Raw genomic sequence first — 16,828 nt, 5'->3', positions numbered from 1 at the left:
CCGCTTACTCGGTCTTGGTGACTTTGCTCAGATGCCGCGGCTGGTCCGGATCCATGCCGCGCGCAACTGCCAGCTGCGCCGCCATCACGTAGAACGCCTGGATCGCCACGATCGGGTCGAGATCCGGCGTTGCTGCTATTGGCAAGGTCAGGTCGCGTGCTGCTACATCGTCCGGCGCTGCCAGCAATACCTTGGCGCCGCGGCCGCGCATTTCCTCGGCCAGCTTGAGCAGGCCGGCCTGGGTCGGCCCGCGCGTGGCGAATATCAGCAAAGGATAACCTTCGTCAATCAAGGCCATCGGGCCATGCTTGATTTCGGCGCCGCTGAAGGCTTCGGCCTGGATCGCCGAGGTTTCCTTGAACTTCAAGGCCGATTCCAATGCCAGCGGCAAGCTGATGCCGCGCCCGACCACCATGATGCGCGAGGAAGGCGCCAGCACGTCGATGGCCGGCGTCCAGTCAAGCTGGGTGGCCGCGGTCAGCGCTTGCGGCAGGGCGTCGATGGCGGCCAGGAAGGCCGCATCGTCCTGCCAGTGCGCGGTGAGCCTGGCGGCGGCCACCAGGCTGGCGATAAAGCTTTTGGTAGCGGCCACGCTGAGTTCAGCGCCGGCATGCAGAGGCAGCGCCCATTCGGCGCTGTTCGCCAACGGCGATGCGGCGTCGTTCACCAGCGCTACGGTAGTGGCGCCGCTGTCGCGGAAATAGCGGATAGGTTCGATCACGTCAGGGCTCTGGCCGGACTGTGAGATGGCGATGGCGAGTGCGTCGCGTGCGATCAGTGGCGCCTTGTTCAGGGTCACCAGCGACAGCGGCAGCGAGGCGACGATACGGCCCAGGCGCGCCATGATCAGGTAAGCGCAGTAATTGGCGGCATGGTCGGAGCTGCCGCGCGCCACCGTCAGGATGGTCGAGGGCGGCTCAGCCCGCAGGCGTTGTCCCAGTTCTGCATAGCGGTCGCGGTCCCGGCTGAGCTGCAAGGCGACATGTTCTGCCGCCGAGCCGGCTTCCTTAAGCATCAACGAGGTCAATTCTTTCTCCTTCTACATAAACGGCTTTGAGTTTGAGCTGGCGATCCAGCACCAGGATATCGGCGAAGCAGCCTTCCTTGAGGCGGCCGCGTTCCTGCATGCCGAGATAGTCGGCAGGGTAGGTGGAGACGCGCAGCGACGCCTCGGCCAGGTCGAGGCCGAGCGAAACCAGGTTGCGCAAGGCCTGGTCCATGGTCAGGGTGCTGCCGGCCAGGGTGCCGTCGCCCAGGCGTACGCCGCCCAGGCATTTATGGACTACCTGGCGGCCCAGCATGTATTCGCCGTCCGGCATGCCGGAGGCGGCGGTGGAGTCGGTGACGCAGTACAGGCGCGGAATCGCCCGCAGCGCGGTCTTGATGGCGCCTGGATGGACATGCAGCAGGTCCGGGATCAGCTCAGCATATTCGGCATGGGCCAGGGCGGCGCCGGCCATACCGGGCTGGCGGTGATGGAAGGAGCTCATGGCGTTGAACAGGTGGGTAAACCCGGCGGCGCCGTTTTTCAGGGCCGCAACGCCGTCTTCATAAGTGCCCAGGGTATGGCCGATCTGCACCCGCATGCCGAGCTGGGACAGGGTTTTCACCAGCGTCATGTGACCGTTGATTTCGGGCGCGATGGTGATCAGTTTCAACGGTGCAAAGCTGCGCAACCAGTCGATCTGTTCCAGGCTTGCGGCAATCGCGAAATCCGGCTGCGCGCCGAGTTTCCCGGGATTGATGTAAGGCCCTTCCAGATGCGCGCCCAGCACCCTGGCGCTGCCTGGACGGCGGCCGCGGCAGGCGCGGCCGATTGCGCCCAGCGCGGCTTCCAGTTCTTCCGCCGGCGCGGTCATGGTAGTGGCCAGCATGCTGGTGGTGCCATGCTGGGCGTGCAGGCGCGACACCACGTGCACGGCGTCGCCGGCTTCCATGATGTCCTTGCCGCCGCCGCCGTGCACGTGCAGGTCGATAAAACCTGGCAAAATGTAATCGCCGCTGGCTGGCGTCTGTTGCTGAGCTTCACCTTTGATTTCGGTGATCATGTCGCTGAAACCGATGCTGCCGGCGACCCAGCCGTCGCTGGTCAGGATGTTGCCCTGCAGTTGTATTGTATTGTCGTTCATATCGTTTCTCCCACTGACTCTGTTGCCAGCTGCTGGCGCAGCAGCAGCAGCGCGCCGGTTGCGGCGTCGGCGCGCGGCGTGATCGCGCGCGATTTCAACGGTTCCGGCAGATAGGCTTGCAACGGCGCGGCCAGGCCGCCGCACAGGGCGATCGGCAATTGCTGGGACGGATCGAGCGCGTTGGCGATCTGGGCGATTTCCTGGCCCGCCTTGTGCAAGATGGTGAACGCCGCCTCATCCTGTGCGGCATGGGCCACCACCAGCGGCGCCAGCTGCGCAAAGATGCTTTGGTTGGCGCTGTTGACCCAGGCAATCACGCGCTCGCGGTTCTGGCTGCTGCTGAAATCGGCACCGGCGTCGTCGCCGCCGCAAAAGCGCACGATGGCGCGCGCCAGCGAACCCGGGACAACCCGGCCGTCCAGCGCCCGCTCGACATGGTTGGCGGCGCGCAGGCCGATCCAGCCGCCGCTGGCTTCGTCGCCGGTCTGGAAACCCCAGCCGCCGACTTCGCGGCGGCTGCCGTCCGCCAGCAAGACTTCGCCGACGCTGCCGGTGCCGATGGCCACTACAACGCCAGCTTGCCCCAGGTGCGCGCCGAGCAAGGTGGTGAAAGCATCGGTGCCGGTGGCGAGGGCGCCGAAGCCGGGTTCTGGGCGCTGAATTGCGCCGCCCATTGCGGATTGTTAATGCCGGACAAGCCGCAGCCGGCGGCGATCGCCTGGTACGGCGGGCGGCTGATGCCGGCGCTCTGGAATGCGTTATCGAGCGCGGTGACGATGGCGCACCAGGCCTTGCTGGTGCCATGCATCAGCGCCGACGGTCCGCTGCTGCCGTCGGCGACATGGCTGCCGTCAGGGCGCTCGACCCGGAGAGTGGTCTTGGTGCCGCCGCCGTCGACGCCGATCAGATATTCGTACGCTGTTTTCAACTCAACCCCCACGCCTTTTTGAAGGCGCATATTGTATCCATTATTGTTTGGACGAAATCATGTTTCCAGGTTTCAACCTTGCCAACGCCAGGTCTTGGGCATTGAACACGTGGAAAGCGCTGCTTGGCGCCGACAGCGTGACGGTATCGCCGATATGCACCGGATTGTTGCCGTCGCCGCGCACCAGTAGGTCCTGGCCGTCCTGCAGCGTCACATAGATGAAATTGGCTTCGCCCAGGTGTTCAACGATGCTGACCTTGCCGCTGAATACTTCACCACTATGCGCGTTTTCCAGGATATGTTCAGGGCGCAGTCCAACCGTGACGGCATCGCCCGCCTTGGCCGTACCGGCGGCGACGTCGGCGCGGATTTCCTGGCCGCTGCTGAGCTTGATCCTCAGGTGGTCGGCTTCGACCGCCGCGATCGTGCCGTTGAACAGGTTCATCTTCGGCGAGCCGATGAAGGTCGCGACAAACAGGTTCTGCGGACGCTGGTACAGCTCCAGCGGCGAACCCGCCTGCTGGATATAACCGTCGTTCATCACCACGATCTTGTCGCCCAGGGTCATGGCTTCGACCTGGTCATGGGTGACGTAGACGATGGTGGCTTCCAGCTGCTTGTGCAGCTTGGCGATTTCGAGCCGGGTCTGGACCCGCAGCGCGGCATCCAGGTTGGACAGCGGCTCGTCGAACAGGAACAGCTTCGGCTTGCGCACGATGGCGCGGCCGATCGCCACACGCTGGCGCTGGCCGCCGGACAGTTCGCGCGGCAGGCGGTCCAGCAGGTGGTCGATCTTGAGGATACCGGCGGCGTGGCGGATGCGCTGGTCGATGGCGGCCTTGTCGGCGCCGGCGATCTTCAGGCCGAACGCCATGTTCTTGTACACGCTCATGTGCGGATACAGGGCATAGCTCTGGAACACCATGGCGATGCCGCGTTCGGCCGGCGGCAGGTGGTTGACTACCTGGTCGCCGATGGAAAGCTCGCCGCTGGTGATCGATTCCAGCCCGCACAGCATGCGCAGCAGGGTGGATTTGCCGCAGCCGGAAGGGCCGACCAGGACCACGAATTCGCCATCCTTGATTTCCAGGTTGAGGTCGGCCAGCACGTTCTGCTTGCCGTCATACGATTTGGTGATTTGTTTAACGCTTACGTTTGCCATGGAATGTCTCGTTTTCTGTATTACTTGACGGCGCCGGAAGTCAGGCCGCGGATCAATTGCCGGGAGAAGATGACGTACATGACCAGGATCGGGATCACGGCCAGCGACAACGCCGCCAATACCGAATTCCAGTCAGTCACGTACTGGCCGATGAACTGCTGCACGCCGAGGGTGACGGTCTTGGTCTCATCCGAGGGCGCCAGGATCAGCGGGAACCACAGGTCGTTCCAGGCCGGGATCATGGTGAACACCGCTACCGTGGCGATCGCCGGGCGGATCAGCGGCAGGATGATCTGGAAGAAGATCTTGAATTCGCCGACGCCGTCGCAGCGCGCCGCGTCTTTCAGTTCCTTGGGAATCTGGCGGATGAATTCGGACAGGATCATCACCGCCAGCGGCAGGCCCTGCGCGGTGTACACCAGGATCAGCGCGGTGCGGGTATTGATCAGGTCGAGGCTGACCACCAGCTGCAGGATGGAGACGGTGCCGAGCCGGATCGGGATCATGATGCCCAGCGCCAGGTACAGCGCCATCAGGCGGTTGCCGCGGAACTTGTATTCCGACAGCGCCCAGCCGGCCATGGCGCCGAACAGCACGATGAGGACCAGCGAGCCGAGCGTGACCACCAGGCTGTTGCCGAAATACAGCATGAAGTTGGTGTTGTGCAGCACCTTTTCAAAGCCGATCAGGGAAAACGTCTCCGGCGTCGGGAACGCCAGCGGGTTGTCGAAGATGGCGTCGCGCGACTTGATCGAATTGATCATGATCAGCGCAATCGGAAACAGTGCGATCACGGCGTAGGCGCACAGCACCACATGGACCCAGATGCGGCCCAGATTGGCGAAACGGCTTTGGCGCACCACCGGCGCTGAGGTGGCGGCGGCTGAAGAGAGCGAGGAAATCGATGTCATATGCTGTCCTCGTTACAGTTCGTAGCGTGTCAGCTTGCGCTGCACGAAGTAGAAATAGCTGGCGACGCCGAGCAGGATCACCAGGAACATCAGGGTGGCTACCGCCGCGCCCATGGTCGGGCTGCCGATCTGCGCCTGGTAGCCGAAGAAGGTGCGGTAGAAGAAGGTGCCCAGGATGTCGGTGGTGTAGTTAGGACCGGCCAGCGCGCCCTTGACCGAATAAATCAGGTCGAAGGCATTGAAGTTGGCGACGAAGGTGAGGATGGTCACCAGGCCCAGCGTCGGCAGGATCAGCGGCAGCTTGATCTGCCAGAAGATGCGGAACGAACTGGCGCCTTCGGCATATGCCGCCTCCAGTACTTCTTCCGGCACGGCGAGCAGGGCGGCGTAGATCAGCATCATCGGGATGCCGACGTATTGCCAGACCGAGACCAGGCCGAGCGTCAGCAAGGCGGTGCTTTCCTGTCCCAGCCACGGTGCAAAATAGTCACCCAGGCCGACATGCGTCATCAAGCCTTCGCCGACGCCCCACAGCGGCGACAGGATCAGCTGCCAGATGAAGCCGATGATCACTACCGATAGCAGGGTCGGCAGGAAAATCAGGGTGCGGTAGGTGCGGGCGCCGCGCAGGCCCTTGAGGCTGAACAGGGTGGCCAGCAGCAGGCCGATCGGATTCTGCAGCAGCATGTGGATCGCGAAGAATTTGACGTTGTTCAGCATGGCGTTCCAGAACGCCTTGGACCAGTCGGAATCGAACAGGATGGTATGGTAGTTGGCGAGGCCGACGAAGCTGTGGACGCCGGCGTCGTTGCTGGTATAAAAGCCCAGGCGCAGGGTATCCAGTAAAGGCAGCGCGCTGAACATGGAATAGATGACGACCGCTGGCGCCAGGAAGACCACGATGTGCCAAGGGAATTTCTTGTTTTGAAGATTCATTCGGGTTTTCGGTGATGGCAAAAAAATGCGTAGGTCGCCGCAGGTTCGGATGAAACACGGAGGAGATCGTGTTCCATCCGAGCCCCGCTTGGCCGACCATGGAATACAGTCGTGACGACGGCTTATGTTTTGACTTCCGTGCCGTGGATCACGGGCTTACCCCGGGGCTTACCCGACGGCAAACCTTGGCTGCTGTGTGGCTTGCCGGCCGGGGCAGAGTCAATCTTAAACTCTTCCCCGGCCGGCGAACAGCAGTGCTTATTGTTGCGGTTTATACCATTTTGCAAAGCCGGTCTGGATCTGGGCCGCAGCTTCCTTAGGCGCCAGCTTGCCGTTGAGCACCTGGGCATTCACGTTCCACAGCTGGTTTTCCATGCTCGGCTCGCCGCGGTTGAGGATCTGCGCGTTGAGGCGGATGGTCGACGAGCAGGATTTGCGCCAGTCGATCATCTGCTTGGCGACCGGATCCTTGACCGAAATCAGGTGGTCCGACAGCGAGAAGAAGCCGGTGACTTTATTGGTGTAGATGTCGGCAAATTCCTGCGAGCCGAGCCAGGTCAGGAACTTGTAGGCATCTTCCTTGTTCTTGGATTTCTTGTTGACGCCCATGCCGATATCGTTGTGATCCGAGATATAGCATTTGTCGCCGGCTTTAGGCACCGGCGGCGGGAAGGCGCCCATTTCGAACTTGGCGTTGGTGTTGAAGTAGGCGATATCCCAGGAGCCGGTCGGATAGATCGCGGCCTTGCCGAGTGCAAACAGGTTCTGGCTGTCGCCGTAGGTCTGCGAGCTGGCGCCCTTGGACAGGTATTTGCCCAGCTTCGCTTCGTATTCAAAGGCGTTGACGAAATTAGGATCGGTGAATTTTTCCTTGCCGGCGATCAGCGCCTTGCGGCCTTCTTCACCCTTCCAGTAGTTGGGGCCGACGCCGGTGAAGATCACCTGGCTGGATTCCCACTGGTCCGCGGTGCCCAGCGCCAGCGGCGTGTATTTGCCGTTGCTCTTGATGGTGTCGAGCACCTTGAAGAATTCCGCTTCGGTTTTTGGCGGTTGCAGGTTCAGTTCTTTGAAGATTTTCTGGTTGTACAGGAAACCGTGCATCACCGACGCCACCGGCATGCAGAAAGTGTCCTTGCCGTCATCGGTCTGCCATGCGGTCTTGGCGGAAGCAGGGAAGTGTTCCATGCCTGGTTTGCCGTCCAGTTTTTCCAGGTTGCCCTTCTTGTACAGAGACAGCGAAACGTCGAAAGGACGGCAGGCGATCAGGTCGCCCGCAGTGCCGCCGGCCAGGCGCGCGGTCAGGCTGGAGTCATATTCGGTAGGAGCGGTAGGCGCGAACTTGACTTCGATGCCTGGATTCTTTTTCTGGAAAGCCGGGATCAGCACGGTTTCCCACAGGGTCTTGTCGTCGACGCGCCAGCTTTCGATAGTCAGGGTGCCGGCTTGCGCTGTGCCGACCGTCGCCAGGGCGATCAGCACGGCGTTGCGGATGGTACGAATTCGGTTGATGGTTTGCATCAAAGTCTCCTCTTGGGTTTTGCCGCTTGGATTTTTATCGCTTGGGTTTTATTAGTGCGGCTGTCTTTAGAGCCTGAAGCCTGTCAAACCGCCGCGCACAGACATTAGCACCATAAAAAATGTGTCGCCATCTTAGTTGGAAACTATCTATACAAATTACATAAGTTTTTGATTTTATTGAAAAAAACCAAATCCAGCAGTTTGCGGCGATTACATATCTTTACAGTGGCGTGGACAACTTGCCGTCCCGTCATAGGGCGGCAGTGGCGATTGCCGGTGATATTCTGCTTTGATGAGTATAGATAAAATTACGAAAACTTACGCTTCTTTACAAAACAAGAAGACTGTTAACGTCGTATACCGGACTTGCGCTATAGTCACACGCGATGTGGGAGACGTAACAAGTGTTTATAAAAAAATCAACAAGGCGCTCAATGATTGACAAGCGAGTGATTGACAAGAGAGACAGGGGAGGCGTGAAATCCTGGATTGCAGGATCGCGCAGATGGATTGCACTACTGGCGTCAGGCTGCCTGTTTGGTTGCCTGATTAATCTGACCACCGGCATGGCCAATGCGGCGCCGCCGGTTTCCGCCGCCGGCCAGCCGGCAACGTCGCTGCAAGTGGTGCACTGGTGGACTTCGGCCGGGGAACGCAAGTCAGTCGACGTGCTGGCAGGCAGGCTCGCCGAAGATAACATCCAGTGGCGCGACATGGCCATTCCCGGCGGCGCCGGCCTTGGCGCCAGCAAGGTGCTCAAGAGCATGGTGCTGGCCGGCAAAGCGCCCGAGGCAACCCAGCTCAACGGCATCGTGTTCGGCGAGTGGGCCGATCTTGGCCTGCTGCTGGAACTGGACGATGTCGCCGCGCCGAGCAACTGGCAAAAACTGCTGTTTCCGACCGTATGGTCGCTGGTGCACAACCGCGGTCATGTGGTAGCGGCGCCGCTTGGCATCCACCGCATCAACAACCTGTTCTACAACAAGAAGGTTTTCGACCGGCTCGGCCTGGCTGCGCCCAAGACCTGGCCGGAGTTCGAACGGGTGGCGGAAAAGCTCAGGCAGGCCGGCGTCACGCCGCTGGCGCAAAGCAGCGAAGCCTGGCAGGTCGCAACCTTGTTTGAAACCCTGGTGCTGGCTGAAAGCGGGCCGACTTATTACCGCTCCCTGTTTGTCGACCTGAATCCCGCCGCCTTTGGCGACGCCCGCATGACCCATGCCTTGAAGCGCTTGCGGGCGCTCAAGGAGTGGATGCCGCAGCCGCTCAGGGAACGGCCGTGGCCGGACATGACCCGCCAGCTGGCTGACGGCGATGCCGCCATGTTCGTCATGGGCGATTGGGCCAAGGGGGAGTTGCTGGCCTGGGGCTTGAACACCGACCAGGATTTTTCTTGTGCGGCGGTGCCGGGCACGGCAGACTACCATCTATATAGTGTCGATACCCTGGCCATGTTCGCCGGCGACTATTCGCACCAGCCGGCGCAGGAAAAGCTGGCCCAGCTGATCATGTCGCAGCCGGTGCAAAGCGCTTACAATCAGGTCAAGGGTGCAATCTCGGTATGGCGTTCGCCGGATTTGTCGAAAATGGATAGCTGCGCACGCGCCTCATGGAGCGCGTTCAGCAAGGGCAGCGCGTTCCAGGCGCCGAGCCTGGTGCACCGCATGGCCGCCGACGAAACCGCGAAAGACGCCATCGTGGCTGAAGTACACCGTTATTTTGTGGATGACAAGATGGGCGAGAGCGATGTCCAGCGCAAGCTGGCGAGCATTGCACGATCTCTGTCGAAGACAGGAAAGCAGGAATAGTTGATGCGTAAGATATTGATCGTCGACGACGACCAGAAAACCAGGACGCTGCTGAAAGCCTACCTGGAAAAGAACCAGTACGAAGTGCGCCTGGCGCATAACGGCGAGGCGTTCCTGGCTGAGTTCCAGCGCTACGCCGAGGAACTGTCGCTGGTGATCCTGGACGTGATGCTGCCGGATACCGACGGCTTCGCCTTGTGCAAGACGGTCCGGCGCAAATCCAACGTACCGATCATCATGCTCACCGCCAGTTCCGACGAAACCGACCGCGTGGTCGGCCTCGAGCTGGGCGCCGACGACTATATCGCCAAGCCTTACAGTCCGCGTGAGCTGCTGGCGCGCATCAAGGCCATCCATCGCCGTACCGGCATCGACAGCGCGGTGGCGCCGCGCTACTACCGCTTTGTCGGCTTCACGCTGGACACGGTGGAGCGCACCCTGAGCGATCCGGATGGCCAGCCGGTGGCGCTCACCGGTCTCGATTACCAGTTGCTGAAATATTTTGTCGAACACCCGGGCGATGTGCTCGACCGCGGCGTCCTGTGCGAGGAAACCCGCGGCCGCGATGTCGGGCCGCTGGACCGTTCGCTGGATGTGCAGATCAGCAAACTGCGCCTGCGCCTGAACGACGGCGGCAAGGACCCGCACCTGATCAAGACGGTGCGCGGCGCCGGTTACGTATTTTCTGCCGATGTGGCCGCTGCGCAAGTCTGAAGCCGTGCCCGAGCGTAGCTGGTCGGCATGGTATAGCCGGCTGCTGTCCTGGCTGTTGCCGCATACGCTGCTGGGCCGCCTGTCGGTGGTGATGGTATTCGGCGTGCTGGTGACCCAGCTGGCCGGCGGCCTGATCTGGTCCGCGCAATTGCGCAGCAAGGCCGAGGTCGAAACCAAGACAGCGGCGCAGCACCTGGCGCACAGCGCAGCCAGCGCAGTCCGTTTTTTCATGAGCTTGCCGGCGAATTACCGGCCTATCCTGATCCAGCAGCTGCGCGAGATGGGCGGCACCCGGTTTTTTGTGAATACCAACGACGGCCCGGTGACCATCCACAAGATTGCCAACAATGCCCTGGCCAACATGGCGCTGGCCGATATCGGCGCCACACTGAAAACCGACCTGCCGTTCCTGCCCGGTTTCCGCCTGGCGTTTGCCTGGCCCGACGACCTGATGGTGTCGCCGCAAGGTTTGCAGGTTGCCGACCTGCCGGACAGCTGGGTCCAGCATACGCTGCTGATCAAGCCCAACCCGGCGCCGGTGCTGGTGATCCAGACCGAACTCGAGCCCGGCAACTGGCTCTACCTGGCGGCGCTTATGCCGAATCCTTATTTCCTCGACAGCGATAACCCGTTGTCGCCCGAGCGCTTGTTGCTGCAGGGGCTGTCGCTGGCCACCGTGTTGCTGCTGTCGATCCTGGTGGTGCGCTGGACCACGCGGCCGCTGGCGGCGCTGTCGGATGCCGCCGAGGCGTTCGGCAAAGGCGAGGCCGCGCCCGAATTGCCGGAAACCGGCAGCCGCGAATTCATCAAGACCGCGCGCGCGTTCCGCGCCATGCGCGAACGCATCAAGCGTTACCTGGATGACCGCGAGCGCCTGTTCGTCTCGATCTCGCACGATTTGCGCACGCCGATCACGCGCCTCAAGCTGCGCACCGAACTGCTGGACGACGAGCATCTGCGCAGCGAATTCCACGAGGACCTGGACGAACTCGACATGATGGTGAAGGGCGCCTTGCAGTCGGTCAAGGACAGCGATATCCATGAAAACCGCACCGAGGTAAAACTCGATGCCCTGATCCTGCGCATGATCCGCGACGCCCGCATGGCGGGGCACGAAGTGGCGTTTGCCGAATCGGGCCTGACGGTGATGGCCAAGCCGCTGGCGCTCAAGCGCGCCATCGGCAACCTGTTCGACAATGCGCTGCACTATGGCCAGAAGGTGGAAATCTCGGTCGCCGGCCTGATCAATGAGGCCGGCAGCAATATCCAGATCCAGATCCGCGATCATGGCCCTGGAGTGCCGGAAGAAGCTTTGCACAGCCTGTTCGAGCCGTATACCCGGCTGGAGCATGGTCGCGACCAGAATGCCGGCGGCATGGGACTCGGACTGGGCATTGCGCGCAATATCGTGCAGGCGCATGGCGGCGAGCTGCATTTGCGCAATCACGCCGAAGGCGGCCTGGTGGCCACGATCGTTTTACCTGCCGATTAGAACTGGCCAGGGCGGCTTTAAGCGGCCTTCGGTGAAAGCCTATCGATGATTTTTTTGTGCCCAGGATTCTTGCCGTGAAATGCGGCCAGGTTTTCCTGGTCGATGATCTTGAATTTCGCAAACTCGAACGGCCCTCTGCATTCGCAAGTGACGAGTCCGTACTCTCCGCTCGGATAGGCGCCGAACCAGTCGCCGAAATCCTGGTTTTTTTCTATGACGACGTCATTTTCATAAGTCACTGCTTCTTCGGACTTCCACAGTCCGTCGGCATCTATTTTCGGGATCAATAAAGAATCCCCTGAGATCAGCCTGAATCTCTCTTGCGTGTCTTTCAGGCTGTGCCAGCTGGAGATGGCTTGCTCGGGCAGCAGGTAAAAAATGACGGTGCAAGCGCCGGTCCGTATGAATTCGCGATAGAAGCCGCCTTCCGGGTGGGGTTCCAGCGCAAGTCCGGACTCGATATGTTTTGCATCCAGGCGATGGTTTCCAGGCAGCGCCTGGAGTTTTCCGACGTATGTTTCTATATTCGATTTTTCTATAAGCAATCTGCTTTTTTCAGCCGAGCCGGTTTGCGCGGCCGCTGAAATGAGCTCTTCCAATTCGCCAAGGTAGCCGCTTAAATTTTCAATCAGTCTTTCAGGTGAATACATTCTTGTTCCTTTTTACAGGCCGAAGTTATAGTTTTTCGCAACGTGGAGAGCGGCTTCGCGCAGGTCGTGGGCGAGTTCGGAGCGGATGCCGCCGCTGGGGTAGGCCAGCACGTATTTATAGTTGATGTCGGCCTTGAATGGCCGCGTGACGACGCCGTGCGGACGCCAGATCTTGGCTGCAAACGGCTCCACGATGGCGACGCCGAAACCGTTGGCGACCATGGCGTAGCGAGTATGCGAGGTATGCGTCTGGATGGTGTAGTTGGGGCGGATCGCAGCCGAGTTCAGCGTCGACAATTCGCGGTCATAGGATTGCGCGCTGTTGGGCATCCAGCCGATCACGTTTTCGCCGTCCAGGTCTTCCGGCAGGATGATTTCCTTCTGCGCCAGCGGATGGGTCGCCAGCATCGCGCACAGCACGGTGGCTTCCATGATCGGCTCGACTTCGATGCCGGCGAACGGCGGAAACGCCAGGCTCAGCGCCATGTCGACCTTGAGGTCTTGCAGGCTGACCAGAATTTCCGGTACGGTGCAGCTGTCGATCTTGACCGAGACATCGGGATGCTGCTTGAAGAAGCGTTGCAGCACTTCCGGCAGCAAGGTGGTGGACAGCACCGGCAGGCAGGCGACAGTCAAGCCTTCGGGGGCTTCATGGCGGATATTGCCCGCCACTTGCATCAGCCGCTCCAGCCCCAGGAAATTTTCTTCGACTGCCTTGTAAAAACGCACGCCGGCATTGGTCGGCTCGAGGCGACCTTTGGCGCGGTTGAACAGGCGGAAACCGAGGTCGGCCTCTAGATCGGCGATCAGGCGGCTGATTGCCGGCTGGGTCACATGCATGCGGCGGGCCGCAGAGACGCTGGTGCCGGAAATCATCAGTGAGCGGAAAGCCTCGATTTGTCTGAAACGGATCATGATTTTATGTCAATGCAGGGGGTGGTTGTAACGCTCTATAACAAACTGCTATGGCGCATACAAATTTGTGAGTGGACATGATATTCCATTCTTGTGACACTGTCTGCACTGGATATATTGTTATCGGCATAGCCAACAATTGCCAACGATAGCCACACCGATTTTACATTGAACGATGTTTCAATGAGCGCAGCGACAGACCTGTTCTGCCGCTGCGCAAAACGTTTTCTGGTTATGCTCCAGATTTGCCCACAAGGCGCCCTGTTTTAAGAGATTTCGAGGCCCTCACAAGGTGGCTTTCGGATCCTGGGGTCAAGCTAGGCCGCCATGGCCGCAACTCTGCCGATCAGCATTCCCTGCTTCCTTCCCGCCGCATCCCGCACCGTGTTTCTTTTTGCTGCCGTCAGCGAATGAAATAACCCGAGACTTTCCAGCTGCCGTCTTTTTCACGCATGGGCGTGATGGTTTCCGTCGCCGATTTTTTGTTTTCGAATTGCGTCTCGTACTGGATCACCACATATTCGCCATCGGGTGCGCCGGGCAGGGTGGTTGCATACTCTGTGCTTTTCAGCTCACGCATTTTTACCAGGCCGAGCGGCGCCCGTAATGAACGGATCCCGGTTTCCCATGTGTTTTTTGCGATGCCGGTCTTGAAGAATGTACCTGCGCGTTCCCAGCTTTCACCGTATTTGCCGGCGTCGGTCAGCATCATCCAGGTTTTGGCTGCGGTTTCGGCTTGCTGGATGAGCTCGGCTTGCGGGTCTGCAGCGAAGGAGGGCGTGGCAGCGGCCAGCAATGCGACGGTGACCAGCGTCAGTATGGTTTTCATTTTCCTAGCCCCCGGATGAACTGCTGCCATATTGGAAAGTACGCTCAAATCATAGGGGTTGCAGCGGACATACGCAATGCCCGTGACAATATAGAATTGGGGCAACTCTATCAGGAAGCCTACATGTATCGTTTGCCGACCACTGCCACTGCACCGTTTTGCCCTTCCGAAGTTGCCGGCACCGTCTCAGTGCCGAGCAGCGGTCCGTTCTGGAAAAAAATCCTCAGGTTCGTCGGCCCCGGCTTGCTGGTCTCGGTCGGCTACATGGATCCCGGCAACTGGGCCACCTCGATCCAGGCCGGCTCGCAGTTCGGTTACCAGCTGCTGTTCGTGGTGCTGGCGTCCAGCCTGGCGGCAATCGTCTTGCAATGCCTTAGCATGCGCCTGGGCATCGCTACCAACAAGGACCTGGCGGTGCATTCGCGCGAGAACTACAGCCCGCGCGTCAGCATGGGCATGTGGTTTTTCGCGGAGATTTCCATCATCGCCTGCGACCTGGCGGAGGTATTGGGGTGCGCGCTGGCGTTCAAGCTGCTGCTTGGCGTCTCGCTGCCGGCCGGCGTGCTCCTGACCGCGTTCGATACGGTGCTGGTGCTGGGTTTGAAAGGCAAGGGCTTCCGCCAGATCGAAGCCATCATCCTTGGCCTGGTGATCACGATCGCGGTCTGCCTGTTCGCCGAGCTGGTGTTCCTGAAGCCGGACTGGCACGCGGTGGCCGCCGGCATGCTGCCATCCTTGAGCGCGCTGTCGAGCCGGGAGCCGCTGTACCTGGCGATCGGCATCCTCGGCGCCACCGTGATGCCGCACAACCTCTACCTGCATTCATCGATAGTGCAAACGCGGGTGGTGGAAAAGAACGACAGCAGCCGGCGCCAGGCGATACAGCTGTCGCGGCTCGACACCATCGTTTCGCTGCTGCTGGCGCTGCTGATCAACGGCGCCATCCTGGTGCTGGCGGCGAGCGCGTTTCATGCTACCGGAAATACTTCGGTGGTCGATATCGACCAGGCGTATCACCTGCTAGATCCGATTACCGGCAGCGCCGCCGCCGGCATCCTGTTCGGCCTGGCGCTGCTGGCCTCGGGACAGAGCTCGACTTTCACCGGTACCATCGCCGGCCAGGTCATCATGGAAGGTTTTCTCAACCTCAGGATCCCGTGCTGGCAGCGGCGCCTGCTGACGCGCGGCCTGGCCCTGGTGCCGGCGCTGATCGGCGTGCTGACCTGGGGCGAGCATTCGGTGGGGCGCCTGCTGGTGCTCAGCCAGGTGGTGCTGAGCCTGCAGCTGCCATTCGCCATGTATCCGCTGATCCGCCTCACCAGCCGGCGCGACGTGATGGGCGTGTTCGCTAATTCGTGGCTGACGGCGGCGGTGTCCTGGCTGTTGTTCGTGCTGATTTCGGCGGCGAATATCTGGCTGGTGCTGCAGGTGTTCGGCGTCGGCTAGCTGGCGAACGCCGGGATGCCGGTCTGCGCCCGTCCCAGGATCAGCGCGTGCACGTCATGCGTTCCTTCGTAGGTATTCACCACCTCCAGGTTGACCAGGTGGCGGATCACGCCAAACTCGTCGGAAATGCCGTTGCCGCCCAACATGTCGCGCGCAACGCGGGCGATGTCGAGCGCCTTGCCGCAGGAGTTGCGTTTCATGATGGAAGTGATTTCCACCGAGGCGCTGCCGTCGTCTTTCATGCGGCCCAGCCGCAGGCAACCCTGCAGCGCCATGGTGATTTCGGTTTGCATGTTCACCAGCTTCACCTGCACCAGCTGGTTGGCCGCCAGCGGCCGGCCGAACTGCTTGCGCTCCATGGTGTATTGGCGCGCAGCATGCCAGCAGAATTCGGCAGCGCCAAGCGCGCCCCAGGCGATGCCGTAGCGCGCCGAGTTGAGGCAGGTGAACGGGCCTTTCAGGCCGCGCACCTCGGGGAAGGCGTTTTCTTCCGGGCAGAACACCTGGTCCATCACGATCTCGCCGGTGATCGAAGTGCGCAAGCCGACCTTGCCGTGGATGACTGGGGTCGATAATCCCTTCCAGCCTTTTTCAAGGACGAAGCCGCAGATCGCGCCTTCATCGTCCTTGGCCCAGACCACGAACACGTCGGCGATCGGGCTGTTGGTGATCCACATCTTGCTGCCGGAGAGCTGGTAGCCGCCATCGACCTTGCGCGCGCGCGTGACCATGCTGCCGGGATCGGAGCCATGGTCCGGTTCGGTCAGGCCGAAGCAGCCGATCAGTTCGCCGCTGGCCAGCTGCGGCAAGTACTTTTGCCGCGTGGCTTCGCTGCCGAATTCGAAAATCGGCAGCATCACCAGCGAGCTTTGCACGCTCATCATGGAGCGGTAGCCGGAATCGATGCGTTCGATTTCGCGCGCGATCAGGCCGTAGCTGACGTAGCTCAGGCCAGCGCCGCCATACTGTTCCGGAATGGTCGCGCCGAGCAGGCCGAGCGCGCCCATTTCACGAAAAATCCCGGCGTCGGTCTGTTCATTGCGGAACGACATCAGCACCCGCGGCGCCAACTTGTCGCGCGCATAGGCGGCCGCGCTGTCGCGCACCAGGCGCTCCTCGCCGCTGAGCTGCTGCTCCAGCAAGAGCGGGTCGTCCCAATGGAAACTGGCGTGTGATGAAGGCATACGTTTTCTCCAAGATCGTTTGCTATTGCAATCTGCTTATCCGGCAGAGGGGATTGATTTACATCTCGCCGTGGAGCTCGAAAGCGGCGCAGGCTTTCGCCATATTACGGCTTTTACTTATAGTTGCATCCTTGTGCCCATTGTAACCTTGGGCATGCATGCCGCGCGTGTTCGCAGACGCGCATTCCCGCATCTCCGAATCCCCGAAT

At 60.8% G+C, this 16,828-nt stretch carries 16 protein-coding genes; 4 read left to right on the top strand and 12 right to left on the bottom strand.

The features are described 5' to 3' along the window. Positions 1-4: 4 nt before the first annotated feature. The 8 genes from CFter6_RS15255 to CFter6_RS15225 all read right to left on the bottom strand — a co-directional run bounded on the left by CFter6_RS15255 (position 5) and on the right by CFter6_RS15225 (position 7,584). A complete protein-coding gene (locus CFter6_RS15255; RefSeq protein ID WP_205631496.1) occupies positions 5-1,015 on the bottom strand; it encodes an SIS domain-containing protein in 1,011 nt (336 codons plus the stop codon). After that, positions 1,008-2,129 (bottom strand): N-acetylglucosamine-6-phosphate deacetylase, encoded by a 1,122-nt coding sequence (nagA, locus tag CFter6_RS15250; protein WP_061540656.1) that lies wholly within the window; start codon positions 2,127-2,129, stop codon positions 1,008-1,010. The genes CFter6_RS15255 and nagA overlap by 8 nt, the downstream gene beginning before the upstream one ends. Further along, positions 2,126-2,803 carry a glucosamine kinase nucleotide-binding domain-containing protein gene (locus CFter6_RS15245; RefSeq protein WP_335340287.1) on the bottom strand — a complete coding sequence of 226 codons (678 nt, stop codon included), beginning with the start codon at positions 2,801-2,803 and terminating at the stop codon, positions 2,126-2,128. The genes nagA and CFter6_RS15245 overlap by 4 nt, the downstream gene beginning before the upstream one ends. Further along, on the bottom strand, positions 2,695-3,087 hold the full coding sequence (locus CFter6_RS26845) for a hypothetical protein (protein WP_335340286.1): 393 nt from the start codon (positions 3,085-3,087) through the stop codon (positions 2,695-2,697). Before CFter6_RS26845 ends, CFter6_RS15245 begins: the two co-directional genes overlap by 109 nt. 10 nt (positions 3,088-3,097) lie before the next feature. Then, the gene (locus CFter6_RS15240) at positions 3,098-4,219 is read right to left on the bottom strand and encodes an ABC transporter ATP-binding protein (protein WP_061540655.1); all 1,122 of its coding nucleotides are present in this window, start codon (positions 4,217-4,219) and stop codon (positions 3,098-3,100) included. A 20-nt stretch (positions 4,220-4,239) separates the two neighbouring features. Continuing rightward, the gene (locus CFter6_RS15235; protein WP_061540654.1) at positions 4,240-5,130 is read right to left on the bottom strand and encodes a carbohydrate ABC transporter permease; all 891 of its coding nucleotides are present in this window, start codon (positions 5,128-5,130) and stop codon (positions 4,240-4,242) included. Positions 5,131-5,142: 12 nt separating this feature from the next. Further along, positions 5,143-6,066, bottom strand: a complete 924-nt coding sequence (locus tag CFter6_RS15230) for a carbohydrate ABC transporter permease (protein ID WP_061540653.1) — start codon at positions 6,064-6,066, stop codon at positions 5,143-5,145. Between the two features lie 258 nt (positions 6,067-6,324). Next, positions 6,325-7,584, bottom strand: coding sequence for an ABC transporter substrate-binding protein (locus CFter6_RS15225; RefSeq protein WP_041742034.1), 1,260 nt, complete (start codon positions 7,582-7,584; stop codon positions 6,325-6,327). 404 nt (positions 7,585-7,988) lie between these two features. Between CFter6_RS15225 and CFter6_RS15220 the strand changes: the two genes are divergently transcribed. Genes CFter6_RS15220 through CFter6_RS15210 form a run of 3 tightly spaced genes read left to right on the top strand, consistent with a single transcriptional unit; the run spans position 7,989 to position 11,595 of the window. Next, a complete protein-coding gene (locus CFter6_RS15220) occupies positions 7,989-9,389 on the top strand; it encodes an ABC transporter substrate-binding protein (protein WP_061540652.1) in 1,401 nt (466 codons plus the stop codon). Next, complete coding sequence (locus tag CFter6_RS15215; RefSeq protein ID WP_269465632.1) at positions 9,390-10,103, top strand: response regulator; 714 nt, start codon at positions 9,390-9,392, stop codon at positions 10,101-10,103. It begins immediately after the preceding gene. Then, on the top strand, positions 10,081-11,595 hold the full coding sequence (locus CFter6_RS15210) for an ATP-binding protein (RefSeq protein ID WP_061540651.1): 1,515 nt from the start codon (positions 10,081-10,083) through the stop codon (positions 11,593-11,595). Before CFter6_RS15215 ends, CFter6_RS15210 begins: the two co-directional genes overlap by 23 nt. 17 nt (positions 11,596-11,612) lie before the next feature. Here the strand turns inward: CFter6_RS15210 and CFter6_RS15205 are convergent, their stop codons facing one another. The 3 genes from CFter6_RS15205 to CFter6_RS15195 all read right to left on the bottom strand — a co-directional run bounded on the left by CFter6_RS15205 (position 11,613) and on the right by CFter6_RS15195 (position 13,989). Continuing rightward, a complete protein-coding gene (locus CFter6_RS15205; RefSeq protein ID WP_061540650.1) occupies positions 11,613-12,245 on the bottom strand; it encodes a cupin domain-containing protein in 633 nt (210 codons plus the stop codon). 12 nt (positions 12,246-12,257) lie between these two features. Next, positions 12,258-13,160, bottom strand: coding sequence for a LysR substrate-binding domain-containing protein (locus CFter6_RS15200; protein ID WP_061540649.1), 903 nt, complete (start codon positions 13,158-13,160; stop codon positions 12,258-12,260). Positions 13,161-13,563: 403 nt separating this feature from the next. Continuing rightward, positions 13,564-13,989, bottom strand: a complete 426-nt coding sequence (locus CFter6_RS15195) for a DUF4019 domain-containing protein (protein ID WP_236904283.1) — start codon at positions 13,987-13,989, stop codon at positions 13,564-13,566. 123 nt (positions 13,990-14,112) lie between these two features. On the opposite strand from CFter6_RS15195, the gene CFter6_RS15190 reads away from it, so the two are divergent. Further along, a complete protein-coding gene (locus tag CFter6_RS15190; RefSeq protein ID WP_061540647.1) occupies positions 14,113-15,435 on the top strand; it encodes an Nramp family divalent metal transporter in 1,323 nt (440 codons plus the stop codon). Here CFter6_RS15190 and CFter6_RS15185 read toward each other — a convergent pair. Next, on the bottom strand, positions 15,432-16,619 hold the full coding sequence (locus CFter6_RS15185) for an acyl-CoA dehydrogenase (RefSeq protein WP_061540646.1): 1,188 nt from the start codon (positions 16,617-16,619) through the stop codon (positions 15,432-15,434). The two genes, CFter6_RS15190 and CFter6_RS15185, sit on opposite strands and share 4 nt — an antisense overlap. Positions 16,620-16,828: the final 209 nt, after the last annotated feature.

It is taken from the genome of Collimonas fungivorans, assembly GCF_001584145.1.
GTDB classification, from domain to species: Bacteria; Pseudomonadota; Gammaproteobacteria; order Burkholderiales; family Burkholderiaceae_D; genus Collimonas; species Collimonas fungivorans.
The sequence above is the reverse complement of the archived record's forward strand: the minus strand, read 5'-3'. Positions and strand labels throughout refer to the sequence as shown.